The 18,044-nt window shown below is 70.9% G+C and carries 19 protein-coding genes; 10 read left to right on the top strand and 9 right to left on the bottom strand.

Translation table 11 applies throughout. From position 1 onward, the window contains the following. Positions 1-16: 16 nt before the first annotated feature. Positions 17-679 (bottom strand): TetR/AcrR family transcriptional regulator, encoded by a 663-nt coding sequence (locus BLV72_RS44345; RefSeq protein WP_093469580.1) that lies wholly within the window; start codon positions 677-679, stop codon positions 17-19. Positions 680-804: 125 nt separating this feature from the next. On the opposite strand from BLV72_RS44345, the gene BLV72_RS44340 reads away from it, so the two are divergent. Then, positions 805-1,224: a Dabb family protein gene (locus BLV72_RS44340; protein ID WP_093469578.1), complete on the top strand. Its 420-nt coding sequence runs from the start codon at positions 805-807 to the stop codon at positions 1,222-1,224. On the opposite strand, the gene BLV72_RS44335 is transcribed toward BLV72_RS44340, so the two are convergent. Together BLV72_RS44335 and BLV72_RS44330 are read right to left on the bottom strand one after the other, a co-directional pair. Then, on the bottom strand, positions 1,164-2,645 hold the full coding sequence (locus tag BLV72_RS44335) for an MFS transporter (protein WP_093469577.1): 1,482 nt from the start codon (positions 2,643-2,645) through the stop codon (positions 1,164-1,166). The genes BLV72_RS44340 and BLV72_RS44335 overlap by 61 nt on opposite strands. Continuing rightward, a complete protein-coding gene (locus BLV72_RS44330; RefSeq protein WP_093469575.1) occupies positions 2,642-3,232 on the bottom strand; it encodes a TetR/AcrR family transcriptional regulator in 591 nt (196 codons plus the stop codon). Before BLV72_RS44330 ends, BLV72_RS44335 begins: the two co-directional genes overlap by 4 nt. A 247-nt stretch (positions 3,233-3,479) precedes the next feature. On the opposite strand from BLV72_RS44330, the gene BLV72_RS44325 reads away from it, so the two are divergent. Next, positions 3,480-4,328, top strand: a complete 849-nt coding sequence (locus tag BLV72_RS44325) for a hypothetical protein (protein ID WP_093469574.1) — start codon at positions 3,480-3,482, stop codon at positions 4,326-4,328. Between the two features lie 54 nt (positions 4,329-4,382). Here BLV72_RS44325 and BLV72_RS44320 read toward each other — a convergent pair whose 3' ends face one another. Beyond that, positions 4,383-4,718: a MarR family transcriptional regulator gene (locus BLV72_RS44320; RefSeq protein WP_167746532.1), complete on the bottom strand. Its 336-nt coding sequence runs from the start codon at positions 4,716-4,718 to the stop codon at positions 4,383-4,385. Between the two features lie 185 nt (positions 4,719-4,903). On the opposite strand from BLV72_RS44320, the gene BLV72_RS44315 reads away from it, so the two are divergent. Both BLV72_RS44315 and BLV72_RS44310 read left to right on the top strand, forming a co-directional pair. Continuing rightward, entirely contained in the window at positions 4,904-5,533 is a 630-nt protein-coding gene (locus tag BLV72_RS44315) for a metallophosphoesterase family protein (RefSeq protein WP_093469571.1), read from the top strand. A 24-nt stretch (positions 5,534-5,557) separates the two neighbouring features. Continuing rightward, positions 5,558-5,959, top strand: coding sequence for a DUF3662 domain-containing protein (locus tag BLV72_RS44310; protein ID WP_059148329.1), 402 nt, complete (start codon positions 5,558-5,560; stop codon positions 5,957-5,959). A gap of 4 nt (positions 5,960-5,963) precedes the next feature. Here the strand turns inward: BLV72_RS44310 and BLV72_RS44305 are convergent, their stop codons facing one another. Further along, positions 5,964-8,420, bottom strand: coding sequence for a GH92 family glycosyl hydrolase (locus BLV72_RS44305; protein ID WP_093469569.1), 2,457 nt, complete (start codon positions 8,418-8,420; stop codon positions 5,964-5,966). A gap of 130 nt (positions 8,421-8,550) precedes the next feature. Here BLV72_RS44305 and BLV72_RS44300 point away from each other — a divergent pair, with 130 nt between their 5' ends. Further along, the gene (locus BLV72_RS44300; RefSeq protein WP_244321315.1) at positions 8,551-9,804 is read left to right on the top strand and encodes a right-handed parallel beta-helix repeat-containing protein; all 1,254 of its coding nucleotides are present in this window, start codon (positions 8,551-8,553) and stop codon (positions 9,802-9,804) included. On the opposite strand, the gene BLV72_RS50820 is transcribed toward BLV72_RS44300, so the two are convergent. Then, positions 9,779-10,147, bottom strand: coding sequence for an ABC transporter permease subunit (locus BLV72_RS50820; protein WP_244321314.1), 369 nt, complete (start codon positions 10,145-10,147; stop codon positions 9,779-9,781). The two genes, BLV72_RS44300 and BLV72_RS50820, sit on opposite strands and share 26 nt — an antisense overlap. 141 nt (positions 10,148-10,288) lie before the next feature. On the opposite strand from BLV72_RS50820, the gene BLV72_RS44280 reads away from it, so the two are divergent. From BLV72_RS44280 to BLV72_RS44260, 5 genes are all read left to right on the top strand, one after another. Continuing rightward, entirely contained in the window at positions 10,289-11,107 is an 819-nt protein-coding gene (locus tag BLV72_RS44280) for a DUF4142 domain-containing protein (protein ID WP_093469568.1), read from the top strand. A gap of 502 nt (positions 11,108-11,609) precedes the next feature. Beyond that, positions 11,610-12,044, top strand: coding sequence for a hypothetical protein (locus BLV72_RS44275; RefSeq protein WP_093469566.1), 435 nt, complete (start codon positions 11,610-11,612; stop codon positions 12,042-12,044). Continuing rightward, positions 12,041-12,877: a hypothetical protein gene (locus tag BLV72_RS44270; RefSeq protein ID WP_093469565.1), complete on the top strand. Its 837-nt coding sequence runs from the start codon at positions 12,041-12,043 to the stop codon at positions 12,875-12,877. The genes BLV72_RS44275 and BLV72_RS44270 overlap by 4 nt, the downstream gene beginning before the upstream one ends. A gap of 37 nt (positions 12,878-12,914) precedes the next feature. Then, positions 12,915-13,352, top strand: coding sequence for a roadblock/LC7 domain-containing protein (locus BLV72_RS44265; RefSeq protein WP_093470892.1), 438 nt, complete (start codon positions 12,915-12,917; stop codon positions 13,350-13,352). An 86-nt stretch (positions 13,353-13,438) separates the two neighbouring features. Then, positions 13,439-13,813, top strand: coding sequence for a hypothetical protein (locus tag BLV72_RS44260; protein ID WP_093469563.1), 375 nt, complete (start codon positions 13,439-13,441; stop codon positions 13,811-13,813). A 99-nt stretch (positions 13,814-13,912) separates the two neighbouring features. Here BLV72_RS44260 and BLV72_RS44255 read toward each other — a convergent pair whose 3' ends face one another. From BLV72_RS44255 to BLV72_RS44245, 3 genes are all read right to left on the bottom strand, one after another. Continuing rightward, positions 13,913-15,241 (bottom strand): enolase C-terminal domain-like protein, encoded by a 1,329-nt coding sequence (locus tag BLV72_RS44255; RefSeq protein WP_093469562.1) that lies wholly within the window; start codon positions 15,239-15,241, stop codon positions 13,913-13,915. A 67-nt stretch (positions 15,242-15,308) separates the two neighbouring features. Continuing rightward, positions 15,309-16,631: a gluconate:H+ symporter gene (locus BLV72_RS44250; protein WP_093469560.1), complete on the bottom strand. Its 1,323-nt coding sequence runs from the start codon at positions 16,629-16,631 to the stop codon at positions 15,309-15,311. A gap of 183 nt (positions 16,632-16,814) precedes the next feature. After that, positions 16,815-17,993, bottom strand: a complete 1,179-nt coding sequence (locus BLV72_RS44245) for an L-talarate/galactarate dehydratase (protein ID WP_093469558.1) — start codon at positions 17,991-17,993, stop codon at positions 16,815-16,817. Positions 17,994-18,044: the final 51 nt, after the last annotated feature.

The following is an 18,044-nucleotide window of genomic DNA, read 5'->3' as shown; positions in this document are numbered from 1 at the left end:
TCCCCCGGCCCTCGGGTCAGGGGTGCTCGGTGGCGGCGGCTTCGTATGCCCGCAAAAAAGTGTCCACGGCGGACCGGGCGACCGTGCGCGTCTCGGCGGCGGAGACCTTGCGGGTGCCCAGCCGGGACCGCGCCTCCATGGGGCCGGTGAGCAGCGCGAGCAACTGCTCCGCCGCCTGCGCCGGATCGCCCGGCCGCAGCCGCCCGGCCAGCGACAGCCGGGCGAGCCGGTCCGCCAGCGCCTCACCGAGCCGGATGGCCGTACGTCCCTGGACGATCTCGATCAGATCGGGGAAGTCGGCCGCCTGGGCGTAGGTGAGCCGCCGCAGGGCACGGGACCGCTCACCGCAGCACACCTGGAGCATCCGGTACGCCATGTCCTCCAGGGCGGCGCGCAGATCGTCCCCGGGCTCGCGCAACCGCTCGACGACCGCGAGGTTCTCCGCCATCACGGCGTCGGCCGCGGCCTCCATGGCGTGGCGGAACAGGGTCTCCTTGTCGGTGAGGTGGTTGTACACCGTGGGCTTGGCGACACCCGCCTCATCCGCGATGTCCTGGACACACGCCTGTCCGTAGCCCCGGCGGGCGAAGACGGTGAAGGCGGCGTCGAGGATCGCCTGCCGCTTGTCGATACGTCCTCGCGAGACCTTCCGCCCGGACGAGGCTGTCACTGCCGTCATCGGCGCATCGTATCCCACAACAGGCCGCACTGAACTCGTCGGTTCAGATTTCCCAACTCCCTTGCCCATTGACGCAACGGGACATTAATTTGAACCGGCCAGTTCATCTACGAGGGGAACACCCCATGCTGCTCAATGTGTTGCGGTTCAGCTTCAAGGACGGCACGACCGAGGAGGACAAGGCCAGGGTGCTGGCGGCGATGCGCCGCACGGGCGCGCTGGAGTCGGTCGCGTTCTCCACCGCCGGCCAGTTCCTCGGCGACTCGGCCGAGGGCTTCACCCATGCCTACTGCGCGGCGGTGGCCGATCTGGCGGCACTGGACCGGTATCTCCACGACCCGTTGCATATCGCGGGCGACGACGAGATCCTTCCGCATCTCGCGAAGCTCTCGGCGTTCCAGCTGTCGGACGACATGGACCCGGCGCTCGGCGAACAGGTCATGGGGATGCATCTGAAGAAGGTGGCGATGTACCCGCAGTGGGGTCAGGCGCTCGACGCGATCTCCGACCTCGGGGGCCCGTCCGGGAGCTCTTCCACCGGCTGACCCCCGGGTGGCCGCGCCGCCGCACGGCCCGGCAGCCTGGCGGCCGGCAGCGCACCGGCCGCGGCCACGGCCGCGAGGACCGTCAGCGCCGGCCCCATCGCCGAGAGGAAGACGTCGGCCGCCCAGCCCGGCCCGTCGCCGGGCGGCCGTCCGGTGGCGCCGCCCGGCCCGGCCACGCTCATCAGCGTGGTCGCGGCCGCGACGCCCAGTGCGGGGCCGATGTTCATGGCGGTCTGCTGGAGCCCGCCCGCCACCCCGGCGGCGTCCACGGACGCGTCGCGCACCACGACGGTGGTCGCGGTGACCATCACGGTGGCGAAACCCGCGCCCAGCACGAGGAAACACCCTCCGATCGCCCCGGCGCCCGAGTCCCGGCCGAGACGGGACATCAGCAGCACACCGGCCGCCACCAGAACCATCCCCGCGACCGTCGTCCGGCGAGGTCCCTGACGGCGCATCAGCAGCGCCGCCACCGGCGCGCCCAGCACCATCATCACCGCCAGCGGGAGCGCCCTGAGCCCGCTGGCGAGCGGATCCAGCGCGAGCACGTCCTGCAGATAGTAGGTGCCGAGGAAGAGCGCCCCGAACAGTGCGGCCGACGCGGACACCAGCACGCCGAGCGCCGGGCCTGCGGTGGCCGACCGCAGCAGACCCGGCGGCACCAGCGGATGTTCCGTACGGCGCTCATGCCATACGAAGACGCCTCCGGCCACCACGGCGGCCGCCGGCCCGAGCGCGGTCGCCGCCGTCCAGCCGGTTCCGGGGACGCCGACGAGCGTGTGCACCAGCCCGGCCAGCGCCACCGCGAGCAGCGCGGCACCGGGCAGATCGAGCCGCGGCCGGGCGGTCTCGCGGGGCGCCATCGGGGCCCGGACGGTGAGTGCCGTCAGGCCCATGGCCAGGGCGGGCGCGACATTGAGGAAGAACACCGCCCGCCACCCCAGATGGGTGGTCAGCGCCCCGCCGACCAGCGGACCCGCCGCGGCCGCCAGCCCAATGGCGCCGGTGCGCACCGCGAGGGGCCTGCCGAGCCGGTCGGGCGGATACGCGGCGCGCAGCATGCCGAGGGTGGCGGGTTGGAGCAGCGCCCCGAAGACCCCCTGGGCGACCCGCAGCCCGATCACCCAGCCGATGCCGCCCGCGAGCCCGATGCCCGCCGAGGCGGCGCCGAAGCCCAGCATCCCGATGGCGAAGACACGCCGATGGCCGTAGCGGTCGCCGAGGCGGCCCGCGAACACCAGCAGACTCGCCACGGCGATCAGATATCCGGTACTGGTCCACTGGACCTGGGCGAACGTGGCATGCAGATCCCGCTGCAGCCGGGGCTGGGCGACGGTCAGCACGGTGCCGTCGAGAGCGACGATCACGGCCCCGGTGACACTGCCGGCGAGGGTGAGGCGTCGTGTGCGCGGGGCACTCATCGGGCCTCCGGGCCGAGGTGTGCGTCGAGCGCGGCCCGCAGCAGCGGCTCGACGTCATCCACTCCCACCGCGAGCTGAAGGCTGCCCCAGCCCCACAGTTGGGCGATGCCGTGCAGATTCGCCCACAGCGCGCCCGCGACGATCCGTGGCTCGGCGCCGGATTCCGGCCGCACTCCGGCCACCAGGTCGACGAGAGTGGCGAAGAGCGGCAGGCTCGTCTCCCGCAGGCCGAGCTGGTCGCTTTCCAGGAGATCGTGGCGGAACATCAGCTCGAACATGCCGCGGTTGGTCAGCGCGAAGTCGAGACAGCTCCGCGCCAGAGCCGTCAACTGCCCGCGTGGATCGCCCTCATGAGCGGCGATGGCCGCACCGGCCTGGTCGGCCAGGCTCTCGAAGCCGCGTCGCGCGATGGCGGACAGCAGGGCCAGATGCGTCGGGAAGTAGCGCCGCGGCGCCCCATGGGACACCCCGGCCTGACGGGCGATCTCCCGCAGCGAAAGGGCCTGCGCCCCCTCCGCCTCCACCAGCCCCACTCCGACGTCCACCAATCGGGACCGGAGACCCGAGTCCTGCTCACGCTCAGCCATAGACACTGTCTACCAGAGTGGAGTAGACAGTGTCTACGCGTTCAGAATCGCGAATGAATGACCATCATCAGAGACCAGCAGCTCTGCGAAGCATCTAAAAAGGGGCAACGATGTTCATCCATATGAATTCCATTCTGAGGCAAAGAACCGTCCGCGAGCCTTGACGGTCCATTTGGTCCGGTCCAATGTGCGTGGTGCGCCATGAGCACGCCGCTCCTTTACCGGATCAGGAAGGAAGTCAACGACCATGGCTGAACCCCTCGTTCCCCGCTCGTTAAGCCGCCGCCGGGTCCTCGGCTCGATGGCCGCGGCCGCCGTCGGAACACCGATCGCCCTCGGGCAACTGGCCTCGGGGCCCACCCCGGCCTCCGCCGCCTCCCGGGCCGCGGCCGCGCAGTTGCTCTGGCATCCGAACCCGTCCAGCGCCGGGCTCAAGGCGTTCGAGGGCATCGAGGCCGACCGGGGCAACGCACACCCCGACCGGGACTATGTGGTCGTCGAGGGCGGTGACCACTACCGCTTCAACATCTGGAAGGACGACCGGGACACCACCGGTGGCGGCGACCGCCAGCGCACCGAGTCCAAGGGCATGGTGCAGGACGGCACCACCCTGAAGATGCGCGACGGTGAGACATGGACCATCAGCTACGAGATGTTCATGCCCACCTCGCTGCACGGTACGAGCAAGTTCACACACATCTTCCAGACCAAGACCCCGGCGGACAACGGCGGTCCGTACATCACCCTGGACCTGGGTCGCAGCGGCAGCACGGAAACACTGCGGGCCCGTGCGTACGCCAACTCCGGCTCACCGGACATCGCCTCGACCAATCTGTCGCCGCTGCGCAACAAGTGGATCACCATCGAGTGGACGCTCACCATCGGCTCGAAGGGCAAGGCGGCCTTCGTGGCGCGCAACGGCACCGGGTCCGGCGCCCCGGTCGCGGTCCAGGGCAGTATGTCCAACGTGAAGATGCCGGACCAGGACGACTACCAGCGGCCCAAGTGGGGCATCTACCGCTCGGTCGAGAGCGCCTCGTCGGACATCCTCGACACCTATCTGCTGTTCCGGAACTTCCAGGCGTCCAAGGCCTAGCCGACGTCCGCTCCCGCGGCGGTGACACGGGGCCGGGGCGCCGCCGGCCCCGTGTCACCGGCCGTCGAACACGTCGGACACGTCACATACGTCGGACGCGCCGGTCACCGGCAGATGGCGCGCCACCGACGCGTTGAGCCGCTCCAGGAACTCCGTCAGCCGGGCGAGGTCCTCGTCCGGCCAGTCCGCGACGGCCTCTCCCAGCAGCCGTGTCCGCCGCTCGGCCGCCAGCGCGATATGGCGGCGCCCGGTGTCGGCCAGCTCCACCCTCCGTACCCGCCGGTCCACGGTGTCCCGCACCCGGGTCACCAGCCCTGCCGCCGTCAGCCGGTCGACGACACGCACGGCGCGGGCCCGGTCGGTCAGCAGCAGGGCGGCGATGTCGGACACGGCGGGGCGACACCGGAGGCGGGGTCGTTCAGCACCGGGCCCAGTGGCCGGGCACCGTTCACCTTCACCAGCTTCGGCGACCAGGGCACACCCACGGTGGGCAAGTTGAACGGGCCCAAGCCGCCGAAGATCACCGAAAAGCTCACCTATCTCGACGACAACCTGGGCTCGCCCACGCCAATGACGTGACCACCGCCGTCGAGCGGGTCGCGCCGCTGTTCCATCTCATCAACGGCGATCTGTGCTACGCCAATCTCTCCGAGGACCGGCGGCGCACCTGGTCGGACTGGTTCGACATGACCAGCCGGTCCTCGCGGTTCAGTCCGTGGATTCCCGCGGCCGGCAACCACGAGAACGAGCTGGGCAACGGACCGATCGGCTTCGCCGCCTGCCAGGCGTACTTCTCGCTGCCCGGCAACGGCGGCGACGCCGAGATCCAGGGGCTGTGGTACGCCTTCACCGTCGGCTCGGTGCGCGTCGTGAGCCTGGCCAATGACGACGTGGCCTCTCAGGACGCCGGGAACACCTATGTGCGGGGCTATTCCGGCGGCGCCCAGCGGCGCTGGCTGGAGGCCGAGCTCGCACGGGCCCGGGCCGACCGGGACATCGACTGGATCGTCGACACCCCGCGGTGCAATGTCATCACCGGTGTCGGAGCCACCGGTGCGAATGGCCATAAGACCCCGGTCTATGTGACGGAGGCGGCCCCGCGGCCGGCGGTGCGCGACCGGGTGAACCCCTACGGCTTCGCCGCGTTCTCCGGCGACCCCGGCACCGAACCGGGCGGGCACGGCGCCGATGAGGGCATGAGGTGATCCGTATCGGGAACGCGGGAGGGCATGCAGACGCTGAACCGATGGGAACGGGCGATAGAGCGCTGGGAGGAATCGCTGCTGGCCAAGGTGGTCCGCAGCGAGCCCGTCGAACTCCTCGGCGCGCTCAAACGTGAATGCGACAGCCACGCCGTGGTGTGCGGACCGACCCGGGTGGTGGTGCCCAACGTCTATGACGTCGAGCTGGCCGACGCGGTCCATGAGGAGCTCACCCGGCGTGGCTGTCAGGTGGGACAGGAGCTGACGGACCAGCTGGTGCGTCATGCGGAGGACAAGGGCTATGAGTGGGCCGGCCCGCTCACCGTGCACGTCTCCCGGTCCGGCCGGGTGCCCAACGGCAGGTACCGGGTGGCGGGCCGGCCCATGGCCCATATCCGCGCGGACACGTTCGCCGACGCGCCGGCCTAGTGCCTCAGCGGGGCAGTCCGCCCGGGTCGGTGGCCCAGGTGGTGTCGGGCCGGTCGGCCAGGTCGAAGGAGAGCGAACCGCCCTGGCGCAGGAACGAGCCGTCGAGCCATGAGGTGGCGTTGGGCCTGCCGTTCACCCGGACCGCGTGCACATAGAGATGGCTGTCCGACGCGTCCGGGGCGCCGATGGTCAGGGCGCGCCGCTGCCCCGCCGGGGCGATCACCGCGCGGGGGAAGAGCGGTCCGGTGAGCAGGGCCTCGGCACGCCCCGGGGCCTGGGGATAGATGCCGAGCGCCGCGAACACGTACCACGCGGACATGGTGCCCAGGTCGTCGTTGCCGGGCAGCCCCTTCGGCCCGGTTCCGTAGACGGTGGCGACGATCTGGCGCACCGTCTCCTGGGTCTTCCAGGGCTGCCCGAGCGCGTTGTAGAGCCAGGGCGCGTGGATGCCCGGTTCGTTGGTGGGGTCGTAGCGGAGCGGATCGCCACCGCGGACCGACCAGGAGCCGTCGGGCTGGTGGAAGAAGCCGTCCAGCCGGGCCGCCGCGCTCTCGCGTCCGCCCATGGCCCCGGCGAGGCCCTGGACGTCCTGCGGCACCATCCAGGTGTAGGTGGCCGCGCTGCCCTGGGCGAATCCCCGGTCGGACGCCGGGTCGAAGGGGGTCACCCAGGAGCCGTCCCGGTTTCTGGCCTGGATGTAGCCCGCCGTACCGGTGGCCTCGGGGTTGAACACATGGCGCCAGTAACCGCCGCGCGCGCCGAGCTCATCGGCCACCTTGGTCCGGCCGAGCAGCCGGGCCCAGCGGGCGAGCGCGTCGTCGGCGACGGAGTCCTCCAGGGTCTCCGCGGCGCCGCCCCAGCAGTGGCAGGCGTCCTGCGCCGCGTACCCCGAGTCCAGGTACTGGGCGAGGTTCGGGCGCTGGCCCTCGCACTGTCCCGGGCAGCCCTTGTCGGAGAGCCCGTCGGGATGGGGGACGGTGGCCTGGCGGTAGAGGGAGTCGAAGGCGCCCTTGGCGTCGAAGTTCCGTACCCCCATGGCATAGAAGGTGGCGAGCGTGGCGGCGGAGGGGTCGCCCGTCATCACATGGGTGGCGCCGCTGATGTGCACCCAGCGGTCCCACACCCCGCCGTTGTGCCGGGCGAAGTTGAACAGCGACTGGGCGAAGTCCCCGGCCACCCGGGGCTGGAGCAGGGCGAGCAGCTGCACCTGGGCGCGGTACTGGTCCCAGCCGGAGAAGTTGCTGTACTGCGCCGTCTGCCCGCGCTCGAGGCGGTGCGGTGTGCCGTCCATGCCCGGGTACCGGCCGTCGGCGTCGCTGATCAGGTTGGGCTGCTGCAGCGCGTGGTAGAGGGCGGTGTAGAACGCGGTGCGGCGCGGCTCGCTGCCGCCGCTGATCCGGATGGCGCGCAGCCGGCGGTCCCAGGCGGCTCGTCCGGCCGCCGCCACATCGGCGACGCTCGCCCGGGGCGCTATCTCGGCGCGGAGGTTGGCCTCGGCGCCCGCGAGGGAGACGTACGAGATGCCGAGCCGCATCCGGACATCGTTGTCCCGCGTGGTGTCGAAGCCGACGTATCCGCCGGAGCCACGCCCGGCCCGGTCGGCGCCGGTGAGATAGCCCTCGCCACCGTCGGCGGTGGTGGCGCCGGGCGAGAGCCGGTCGTTCTCCCAGGTGCCCACGGTGGAGAAGGCGCGGTCGAACGAGGCGCTGAAGTAGAGGCGGTAGTACGTCGTGCGGTTGTTCTCACCGCCGTTGGCGCGCCGTCCGCAGAACGCGCCGGTCAGCACCCAGCCGGTGACCTTGCGCCGCTCGGCGTCGATCTCGATATGGGCGTTCTCGCTGCCGTTGAGGGAGTTGGAGGTGCGGAACAGCAGACGGGCCGGGGCGTCCCGGGGGAAGGAGAAGTCGGCGACACCGGCCCGCTCGCTCACCGCGAGATCGGCGGCGGCACCCGAGTCGAGGCCCACCCGGTAGCGGCCGGGCTCGGCCTTCTCCTGGTCGTGCGAGAATCCGGCGGCGTACTTCTGGTCCTTGGTGTCGGCGGTGGGCGAGCTGTCGACCTCGCCCACGAACGGCATGATCGGCACATCGCCCGCGGCTCCGGGGTGGCAGCCCGCGCCGTTGACATGGGTGAGGCTGAAGCCCCGGACCCGGGTGGTGTCGTAGGAATAGCCGTTGGCCGCCGCGGTGTTGGTCTGGTCGCCCGCGGTGCTGGTCGGGGACCAGGCGATCATGCCGAACGGCAGATTGGCGCCGGGGTAGGTGTTGCCGCCGCCCGCCGAGCCGATCAGCGGGTCCACGTAGTCGACGGGGTGACGTACCTCGTCGGCCTGTGGCGCCGCGCTCGCCGCGGGGGCCTCGACGAGCGGGGCGAGCAGTGCGCCGATCGCCACCGCCACTCCCCCGCCGACCAGCGCCGATCGGCGCCCGAGTCTCTTTCGCCGCGTTCTGTGCGTCTCCATCGGGGATCACGCCCTTCCGTGTGTGGGTGTGAATCTAGAGGCGCACGGTGACGGTGGAGTGAACCGGAGGGCGGCGAGGGGCGGGTGGCATCGGGACCGGTCCCCGGGACCCGGGTCTACGGTTCCCGCCATGCGGATCACATGGAGACTCGGCCTCGGCTTCCTCGCCGTCTCGGTCCTCGCCCTCCTGGCCGCCCTGACGAGTCCGTCGTGGCCCCGGGAGCGGGTCGCGGACGGCGGCTCGGCCGCCGGCGCGCCGACGGGGTCGCCCGCCACCGTGCCGGGTGCCGTGCCCTGCACTCTGTACGCGGCCACCCCGCGGGAGGCGGCGCGCCGGGCGAGGCCGGGGGACACGGTCTGCTTCGACGGCGATCTGTCCCGGCAGCGGCTGGTGATCACCAAGGGTGGAAGCCGGAAGCACCCGATCACCTATGCCGGGGGCGGTGACGCCGTGGCCGGCATCACCATCGAGGCCGACGATGTGATCGTCGAAGGGTTCCGGTCCGTCCGCCCGGAGGCGCCCGGGATCGAACTGACCGGCCACCGCGTCACCGTGCGGAACAACACCGTGATCGGCCCGCGGGGCGGGGACGGCGACGGTATCCGGTTCTTCGGCGATGACCTGACCATCGCGTACAACACCGTCCGCGACACCGACAACAGCCATGGCCGGCACGCCGACTGCATGCAGACCTTCGCCAGCGACACCCCGCCCAGCCATCGGGTCCGCATCGAGAACAACCGCTGCGAGAAGGTGGACAACATGTGCCTGATGGCCGAGGGCCCGAACGACGGCGAGGGCGACGGCCTGGGCACCACCGCCGACTTCACCATCCGGGGCAACCACTGCGAGACGCTGCGCGCCTCCCAGGCCGTGATGTTCGAGGACGTACAGAACGCCACCATCACCGGCAATGTGTTCGCCGCCCCACCGACCACGCCATCGGCCTCGCCTACCACTCGACCGGCGCCCGGGTCGACGGCAACAGCCTGCACTCCGGTATCCGTTACGAGGTGGGCATCGACGATTCGTCCAGGGCGGGTTACCGGGGCCCTGAGCCGGGTGGTCTGCCGTAGGAGCCCCTGGGAGGAGGGGCCGGGGGGAGCGGGGGCGCGGGGTTCTCCCGCTCCCCCCGGTGAGCGGGACGCCCGGTCATGCGGCGCCCGCCGCGTCGCGTGCCGCCGCCAGATCGGCCACCAGGCGTTCCTCGACCGGGACGCCGGAGTCGGAGTACTGCCCGGACAGGCACACCGGGCCCGCTCCGCCGACTGGCCGAGCGCCGCCGACCAGTCGGCCAGCCCGTCGGGGCCCGGTACGAACAGAGAAATGTCATGGTGTCAGCGGCCTCCGAGCACGCTCATGGTGATGCCTTCCACTGGCTGATGAACTTGAACACCGCCAGGGTGGCGATGGCCGGGACGGCGAGCGGGATGATGACCCGGATGAAGGTCTGCCAGCGGTTCGCCCCGTCCAGGCGGGTGGCCTCCTCGTAGTCGCGGGGAACGCCCAGGAAGAACTGGCGGAGCAGGAACGCCCCGAGCGCGGCCACGGCGTCCGTTACCGCGAACTGGCCCCCGCCGACGCCCACTCCGTCACCCTCCACGCCTGCCGGAGTCCCGACAGCCCGAACCCGGCCCTCCAGCGGCTGGTGGACGTCCTCACCCGGGAGCGCCTGGGGAGCGGCGCCGTGACGCATGAGTTGGGAGGTGGCTGTGAGATAGGCCATACGCGGCCGAAGTAGCGGCTCAAAGACGTATAAACAACCGCTGCGCCATTGAGCACAGACCCTCCGCGGTCCGTATTCGCCGGTGCAAGCACGGGCAGACACTGCTCTGCACAACGACCGGCGTCCCCGCCAGGAGGCTCTATGCGATCCCGGTACTTCGTGACAGGTACCTCCCTCCTCATAGGTTCCGTGGTGGTCACCCTCGGCGTGATCATGTCGCCCGCCCTGACGGGTGTGCAGCAGGAGAACCAGACCAACCTGGCGAAGACGAACTCGACGCAGTACGGACCGCTCACCGGGGCCGACAAGGAGTTCGTGGTCAAGGTCCGGCTCGCCGGTCTGTGGGAGTACCCCGTCGGTGAGTTGGCCCTCAAGAAGGGCACCACGGCGGCGGTCAAGACAGCCGGTGAACATCTGATCGTGGGGCATGCGCAACTGGACGACGCCTCACGGGACATCGCACCCAAACTCGGCATCACCCTGCCCAACAAGCCCACGCCGCAGCAGCAGGGCTTCCTGGACACCCTCACGGCCGCCACGGGCAAGGACTTCGACAGCCAGATGGCCCAGATCCTGCGCATCACCCACGGCCAGATCTTCAGCTCCATCGCCAAGATCCGGGCGACCAGCAAGAACACCCTGGTGCGTCAGCTCGCCACCCAGGCCAACAACACGGTGCTGGACCACATCACGCAGATGGAGAACACCGGGATGGTCGACTACGAGCGGCTTCCCGCGCAGATCACCGAGACTCCGACCCAGGGTCCGGACTTCACCAAGCCGGTGATGCCCAAGCCCGGGGAGCCGATGGTGGTCCTGAAGAAGCCGGCCTCGCTCGAAGGCAAGGGCGAACCGCCCACACCGTCCCCGCCCGCCCCGGTCGACGACGCCCCGGGCTCCTCGGCCTCCCCGGCCACTCCGGGCGCCGCCGTCTCCCCCTCCGCACCCGCCGTTCGGTAACGCACCGTCAGGACAGCGCAGACAAGCCGGGTGAAACGCGGGCGGTTTCCGCCACATCGGTACCGTCAAATCTCGCCACTCTGTGCGGCACAGGGGTGCGAAACAGCCCCGGGAGAGCCTCGTGGGCACCCCTGTCGGGCACCGCGCCGCGTTCCGGCTCCCTGCGCATGCGTACTCGACCATCGCACGACCGTCTACTGACCCATCGACCATGCCTGCAATGTGACGGTGGAATATGCGCCCGTCCGTCTGTGGCCCGGTGGTCCCCGAAGCCGCTATGAATCCGTACAGAGGGCCGGTGACCGGGCCCGGCGTGGCACCGACAGGGGCTGCCGAGGCGTACGGGGCCCATGAGGCGGCGGACCCTACTACACGCCCTCCACCATTTCCGAGCATTACCGGATTTAACCCCCAACTGCTGAACCCTGCGTAACCTCTCCGTCACTGGCGAATCGCCCCCGGTGGGCGCCCGCCACGGGCGACGCAGGAAAGGGGAGGCCGCATGCCCGGAATCGACGAGTGCTTGCTGGAAGCGATGACCGTGAACGGCGCGCGCGCAGCCGCCGTGATCGAGTGGACCAGCGGACTCGCACTCGGCATGGTCGGCGAGGTCCGCGACGAGGACCCCGAGGCCACGGCGGCGGAGACGGCGGAGCTGGCCCGGATGGCCGCCGAGCAACGGGCGTTCGCCGCGCTGGGCCCCGGCGGCGCGAAGGGCGGCTCCGGGAGCGGCCCCGACGCGGACGATACGGACGGGGAGCCCGCCGTCGAGGACGTCATCGTCACCACCCGCACCTGCTACCACCTGCTGCGCTTCGTCGACACGGCCTTCGACAGCGGCGTCTTCTTCTATCTCTGGCTCGACCGCCGGGAGGGGAATCTGGCGCTCGCCCGGATGCGGCTGCGCGATATGTGCGGGCGTCTGGCGCTGATATGAGCATGCCTCGCCGGGCCGGTGGGCGAGCCGGCCACGCGCCCAGCCTCGCCGGGCTCGCCGCCGAGCGGGCCAGCGGCGCCCTGCTGTGCGACGCGGGCATCGTCTATCTCCGGGACGGCCAGGTGGTGCACGCCGAAAGCCCCGTGGCCCCCGGGATCGAGGTGCTGCTCACCACCGGTGGGCGGCTGACCGCCGACAGCTGGCGGGAGGCGGTGGGCCGGACGGGACCGGACGGCGGGGTCGGGCGGTTCCTCGTCGACAGCGGCCGGCTGTCGGACGCGGAGCTGGAGATCTGCCATCTGGGCGCGCTGTTCGACGCGGCGTACTTCGCCCTCGGGCACGGCAGCGGCCCCCGCGGCTTCCGGCGGGGCGCGGCCCACTGGCTCGGACCGGTGCGCGCGGTGGGCGCGGTCGCCGTCGAGCGCGAGACCCGGCGCCGCGGCAAACTGCTGGACTCCCTGTGGCCGTATCCGCAGGTGGACACCGAGGCGGTGGTGCTCCGCCGCCCCGATGGCCGCGCCCCGGCCGCGACCCCCCGTCAGCGCGCGGTGCTGGCGCTGGCCGACGGGGTGCGCACCCCCGCCCGTATCGCGCGGGAGCTGGGCCGTCCCGCCTTCCACACGCTGATCGACATACGGCGGCTGGCGGCGGCGGGCCATCTCGCCACACCGCGGCCCGCCCGTCCGGGGCCTCCGGGCCGCCCCGATCTGCCCGCCCGGTCCGGCGCCTGCGCGCCGCCCGCCCCGGACCGCGGTCCCGCCGCGGCCGCCTTCGCCGACCCCGATACCGACCTGCTGCGCCGGCTCCGCGACGCCTTGGAGGCAACGCTGTGATTCCCCCGACCGACCCGCCCGCCCCGTGCGCGGCGTCATGAGACGCAGCCTGCGGCAGCGCACGGAGCGGAAGTGGCTGCTGGCCGCCGAGCCCGACGTACTGGAGGAGCTGCGCCGGCTGCGGGCCCGGGTGACCCATGTGACCGGCGCCCTCGCCGCCACCAGCGACGGCGTGGTGCTGGCGCATGACACGGCCGTCGAGGCCGAGGGCGTGGCGGCGCTGACCGCCGCGGCGCTCGGGGTGGCGCAGTCGCTGGCGGGCGCCACCGGGCGGGGCGCCTTCCGTGAGCTGCTGGTCCGCGGCGAGAACGGCTATGTGGCCACCTATGCCGCGGGTTCCACGGCCGTGCTGACCGTGCTGGCCGGTGACCGCACCAACGTCGGCCGCCTCCATATGGAGGCCCGCCGCTCGGGCGCCCGGCTCGCCGACCTGGTGGGCGTCGCCCTCAGCAGGGCCGAGCAGCCGCAGCCCTGACCACCACGACCCTTCCCCGCCCGGCGCGAACACCCGCGCCGGCACCCGACCGGACATCAATGACATCGAAAGGAACAGCCACGATCATGGCGAACACCCAGACCGCGCTCAAAGAGGCGATGACGTCCATCGAGGGCGCCCTCGGCGCCGCGCTGGTCGACTACTCCAGCGGGATGGCCCTCGGCACCGTGGGCGGCGGAAAAGAACTCGACCTGACGGTGGCGGCCGCGGGCAACACCGATGTGGTGCGCGCCAAGGTGCGGACCATGGAACAGCTCGGTCTGCAGGACTCCATCGAGGACATCCTCATCACCCTCGGCACCCAGTACCACCTGATCCGGCTGCTGAAGGGCCGGGACAGCCAGGGCCTCTTCCTCTATCTGGCGCTGGACAAGAACCGGGCCAATCTGGCGATGGCACGGCACCAGCTGCGCAGGATCGAGGTCGAGCTGGAGGTCTGAGGCCCGGGCCGTACGGCCCCCGATACGGGCGCGGGGGGCCGCTCGACGAGCGGCCCCGCCGTCTGACCGGCCCGGTCGGCATGCGCGGGGTCACCGCACTCAACGCACCAGGCAGGGACGCTTGTTGTCGAAGGCCCAGCCCGGAATGAGATAGCGCATGCCGGCCGCGTCGTCCCGCGCCCCCAGCGCCTTCTCCTGGTAGAGGGCGTGGGCGGCGAGGAGCCGGTCGCGGTCGAGCCGGATCCCGAGCCCCGGGGCGTCCGGGATGGCGATCTCACCGCCGGTGATCCGCGGCGGCTCGACGGTGAGCCGCTCCAGTCCCTCCTGCCAGATCCAGTGGGTGTCCAGGGCGTTGTACTCGCCCGGGGCGGCGGCTCCGCAGTGGGCCACCATCGCCAGGGAGATGTCGAAGTGGTTGTTGGAGTGGCATCCCCAGGTCAGCCCCATCTCATGGCAGAGCTGGGCCACCCGTACCGACCCCTGCATGGTCCAGAAGTGGGGGTCGGCCAGCGGGATGGAGACGGACTGCAGCGCCAGTGCGTGGGTCATCTGCCGCCAGTCCGTGGCGATCATGTTGGTGGCGGTGGGCAGTCCGGTGGCGCGCCGGAACTCCGCCAGGATCTCCCGGCCCGAGTACCCGTCCTCGGCCCCGCACGGGTCCTCGGCGTAGGCGAGCGTGCCGAGCAGCGGCCGGCACAGCTCGATCGCCTCGCGCAGCGACCAGGCGCCGTTGGGGTCGAGGGTGATGCGGGCGTCGGGGAACCGCTCCTTGAGCGCGCGTACCGCCTTGACCTCCTCGTTTCCCTCCAGGACGCCGCCCTTGAGCTTGAAGTCCTTGAAGCCGTAGAGGTCGTAGGTGGCCTCGGCCTGGCGGACGATCGCCTCGGGGGTCAGCGCCTCCTCGTGGCGGATGCGGTACCACTCCGCTTCGGCGCCGGGTTCGCGGACGTATTCCAGGTCGGTCCGGTCGGGGTCGCCGACGTAGAACAGATAGCCAAGGACCCGTACCGCGTCCCGCTGCTGACCGTCGCCCAGGAGCGCCGCGACGGGCACCTCCAGATGCTGGCCCAGCAGGTCCAGCAGGGCCGACTCGACGGCGGTGACGGCGTGCACGGTGGTGCGCAGATCGAAGGTCTGGGTGCCCCGGCCCCCGGCGTCGCGGTCGCCGAACCGCCGCCCGATCTCGCCCAGCACCCGCTTGTAGTCGCCCACCCGCGCCCCGACGACGAGGGATTCGGCGTCGCGCAGCGTCTGGGTGATCTTCTCACCGCCCGGGACCTCCCCCAGTCCGGTACGGCCCTCGGAGTCCTCGAGGACGACCACGTTGCGGGTGAAGTAGGGGCCGTGGGCGCCGGAGAGGTTCAGCTCCATGCTGTCCCGGCCGGCGACCGGATAGACGGCGAACGAGGTGACGGTCGGCTGGCTCATCGTGGCGTCCTTGGGTCGATGTCGGAGGGGTCGAACAGGGAGGGTTCAGGTGTCGCACAGGGAAGGTTCAGACAATGGCCTCGATGGCCAGCACACCGCCGAGGCCGAGGACCGCGAGCACGGTGGTGTAGGTGGTGCGCGCCTTGATGGCGTCGATGACGGAGAGGTTGAAGTACTCCTTGAACATCCAGAAGCCGGGGTCGTTCACATGGCTGAAGGCGATCGATCCGCAGGAGACGGCGAGGACCATCAGCTCGGGGTGGACTCCGCTGTTCTCCAGGAGCGGCTGCACCACACCGGCGGCGGTGACCACGGCGACCGTAGCCGATCCGAGTGCCACCCGCAGGACGACGGCGATGAGCCAGGCGAGGATGATCGGCGAGATGGACCAGTCGTGCGTGAGGTCCTTGATGTAGTCGGAGATCCCGCCCTCGACCAGGACCTCCTTGAAGGCGCCGCCGGCCCCGATCACCAGCAGGATCATCGCCATCGCCTGGGCCGCCGAGTTGCAGGAGGCGCTGACCTCGGCCAGGCTCCGGCCGATCCGGGGGCCGAACGCCCACACCGCCAGCAGCAGGGTCAGCAGCAGGGCGATCGGCGCGGAGCCGATGAAGGTGATGATGTGCAGGGCGGGGCTGTCGCCGGATACGGCCATGTCGGTCACCGCGGCGCCGGCGATCAGCACCACCGGGACCAGGGCCACCGACAGCGACCAGCCGAGGCCCGGCATCTCCTCCTCGGTGAAGGTGCGCTCGCTGACCAGGCCCTTGGGGATCTCGGGGTCCATCCGCCGGACGAACGGAAGCCGCGGCCACACCAGGGCGATCAGCGCACCGGCCGGAACGGCGATGAACAGCCCGTAGAACAGGGTCAGGCCGACGGAGGCGTGAAAGGTCGAGGCCACCGCGGTGGGCCCGGGGTGCGGCGGCAGAAAGCTGTGCATGGTCGAGAGGGCGATCGACATCGGAAGCCCGACCCACAGCAGGTTCTTCCGGGTGACCCGGACGATGGTGAACGCCACCGGCACGATGATGACGAAGGCCACCTCGTAGAACATGGTCACGCCGATGAGCATGGCGGTGACCACCATCGCAACCTGGACCCAGCGCAGTCCGAAGGTGTCGATGAGGGTGTTGGCTATCCGCTGGGCCGCGCCGCAGTCGCCCATGACCCGGCCGACCATGGCGCCGAGACCGACGACGAGCATGGTGTCGCCGATCTGGCCCCCGACGCCCTCTCCGAGGACATCGGGGATCTTCTCCACCTCGACCCCCTGCACCAGCGCGACGCCGACGGCCACGAGGAGCAGGGCGATGAAGCCGTTGAGCTTCAGCTTGGTCATGAGGAACAGCAGGATCACCACGCTGATTCCGACGACGACGAGAGGCATGTCTTCAGTTCCCCTTTGAACTGCGGCCGGTGAGCTGGAGGCTCGAGCGGATCGCCACACGGGCCCAAGGAGTCCACGTACATGCACTCCGTCTATATATGAAGATGGAGGCTAGAGGGGTGAACACCGCCGGTCAATGGGTGTTGTCCGGGGATTCGCGATCGACGCCGGTGCGAACCGGACTTACCGGGCGCCGAATTCGGCCTTGGCACCCGTCCAGGCGCGGGCCTGCTCGCTGAGGGTGATGCCGAGGCCGGGCCGTGCGGACACCCGCATCCGGCCGTCGCTGATCTGCAGCCGCTCGTTGAACAGCGGCTCCAGCCAGTCGAAATGCTCCACCCACGGCTCATGCGGATAGGCGGCCGCGAGATGGAGGTGGATCTCCATCGCGAAGTGCGGGGCGAGTTGCAGATGGTGCTGCTCGGCGAGGGTGGCCAGCTTGAGGAACTGGGTGATGCCACCGATGCGCGGTGCGTCGGGCTGAATGATGTCCGCCGCGTCGTGGCGTATCAGCTCCCAGTGTTCGGCGACGCTGGCCAGCATCTCCCCGGTGGCCACGGGGGTGTCCAGCGAGGCGGCGAGGGCCGCGTGGCCCGGTGCGTCATAGGCGTCCAGCGGCTCCTCGATCCAGACCAGGCCGAACTCCTCGAAGGCACGCCCCATGCGCTGTGCGGTGGGCCGGTCCCACTGCTGATTGGCGTCGACCATCAGCGGCACATCGTCGCCCAGGTGCTCCCGTACGGCGGTCAGCCGGCGCAGGTCCTCCTTGCCGTCCGGCTGCCCGACCTTGATCTTGATACCGCCGATTCCGCTGGCCAGAGAGGCCGTGGCGTTCTCCAGAACCTGCTCGGTCGGCGTGTGCAGAAAGCCGCCCGAGGTGTTGTAGCAGCGGACGGTGTCGCGGTGCGCGCCCAGCAGCTTGGCCAGCGGCAGCCCGGCCCGCTTGGCCTTGAGGTCCCACAGGGCGATGTCGAAGGCCGCCACCGCCTGGGTGGACAGCCCGCTGCGGCCCACGGAGGCACCGGCCCACACCAGCTTGGTCCAGATCTTGCCGATGTCGCTCGGGTCCTCGCCGAGGAGGGTGGGCGCGATCTCCTGGGCGTGCGCGAACTGGCCGGGCCCTCCCGCGCGCTTGGAGTAGCTGAAGCCGATGCCCTCGTGTCCCTCCTCGGTGGCGAGTTCGACGAAGAGGAAGGCCACCTCCGTCATCGGCTTCTGGCGCCCGGTGAGCACCTTGGCGTCGCTGATGGGCGCGGCCAGAGGAAGGACGACCGAGGACAGTCGGATCCAGGAGACCCGGTCGAGGGTTGCCTCACCTGCCTGCTGCGCGGTGTGCGTTGCCGTATGCGATGTGGTCACCACGTGTTGTCCCTGTGTGTGGGCCCGTATGCGGGCGGTGGATATCGCCGGATC

This window comes from Streptomyces melanosporofaciens, assembly GCF_900105695.1.
GTDB classification, from domain to species: domain Bacteria; phylum Actinomycetota; class Actinomycetes; order Streptomycetales; family Streptomycetaceae; genus Streptomyces; species Streptomyces antimycoticus.
This window is presented reverse-complemented; position numbering and strand designations above follow the sequence as displayed.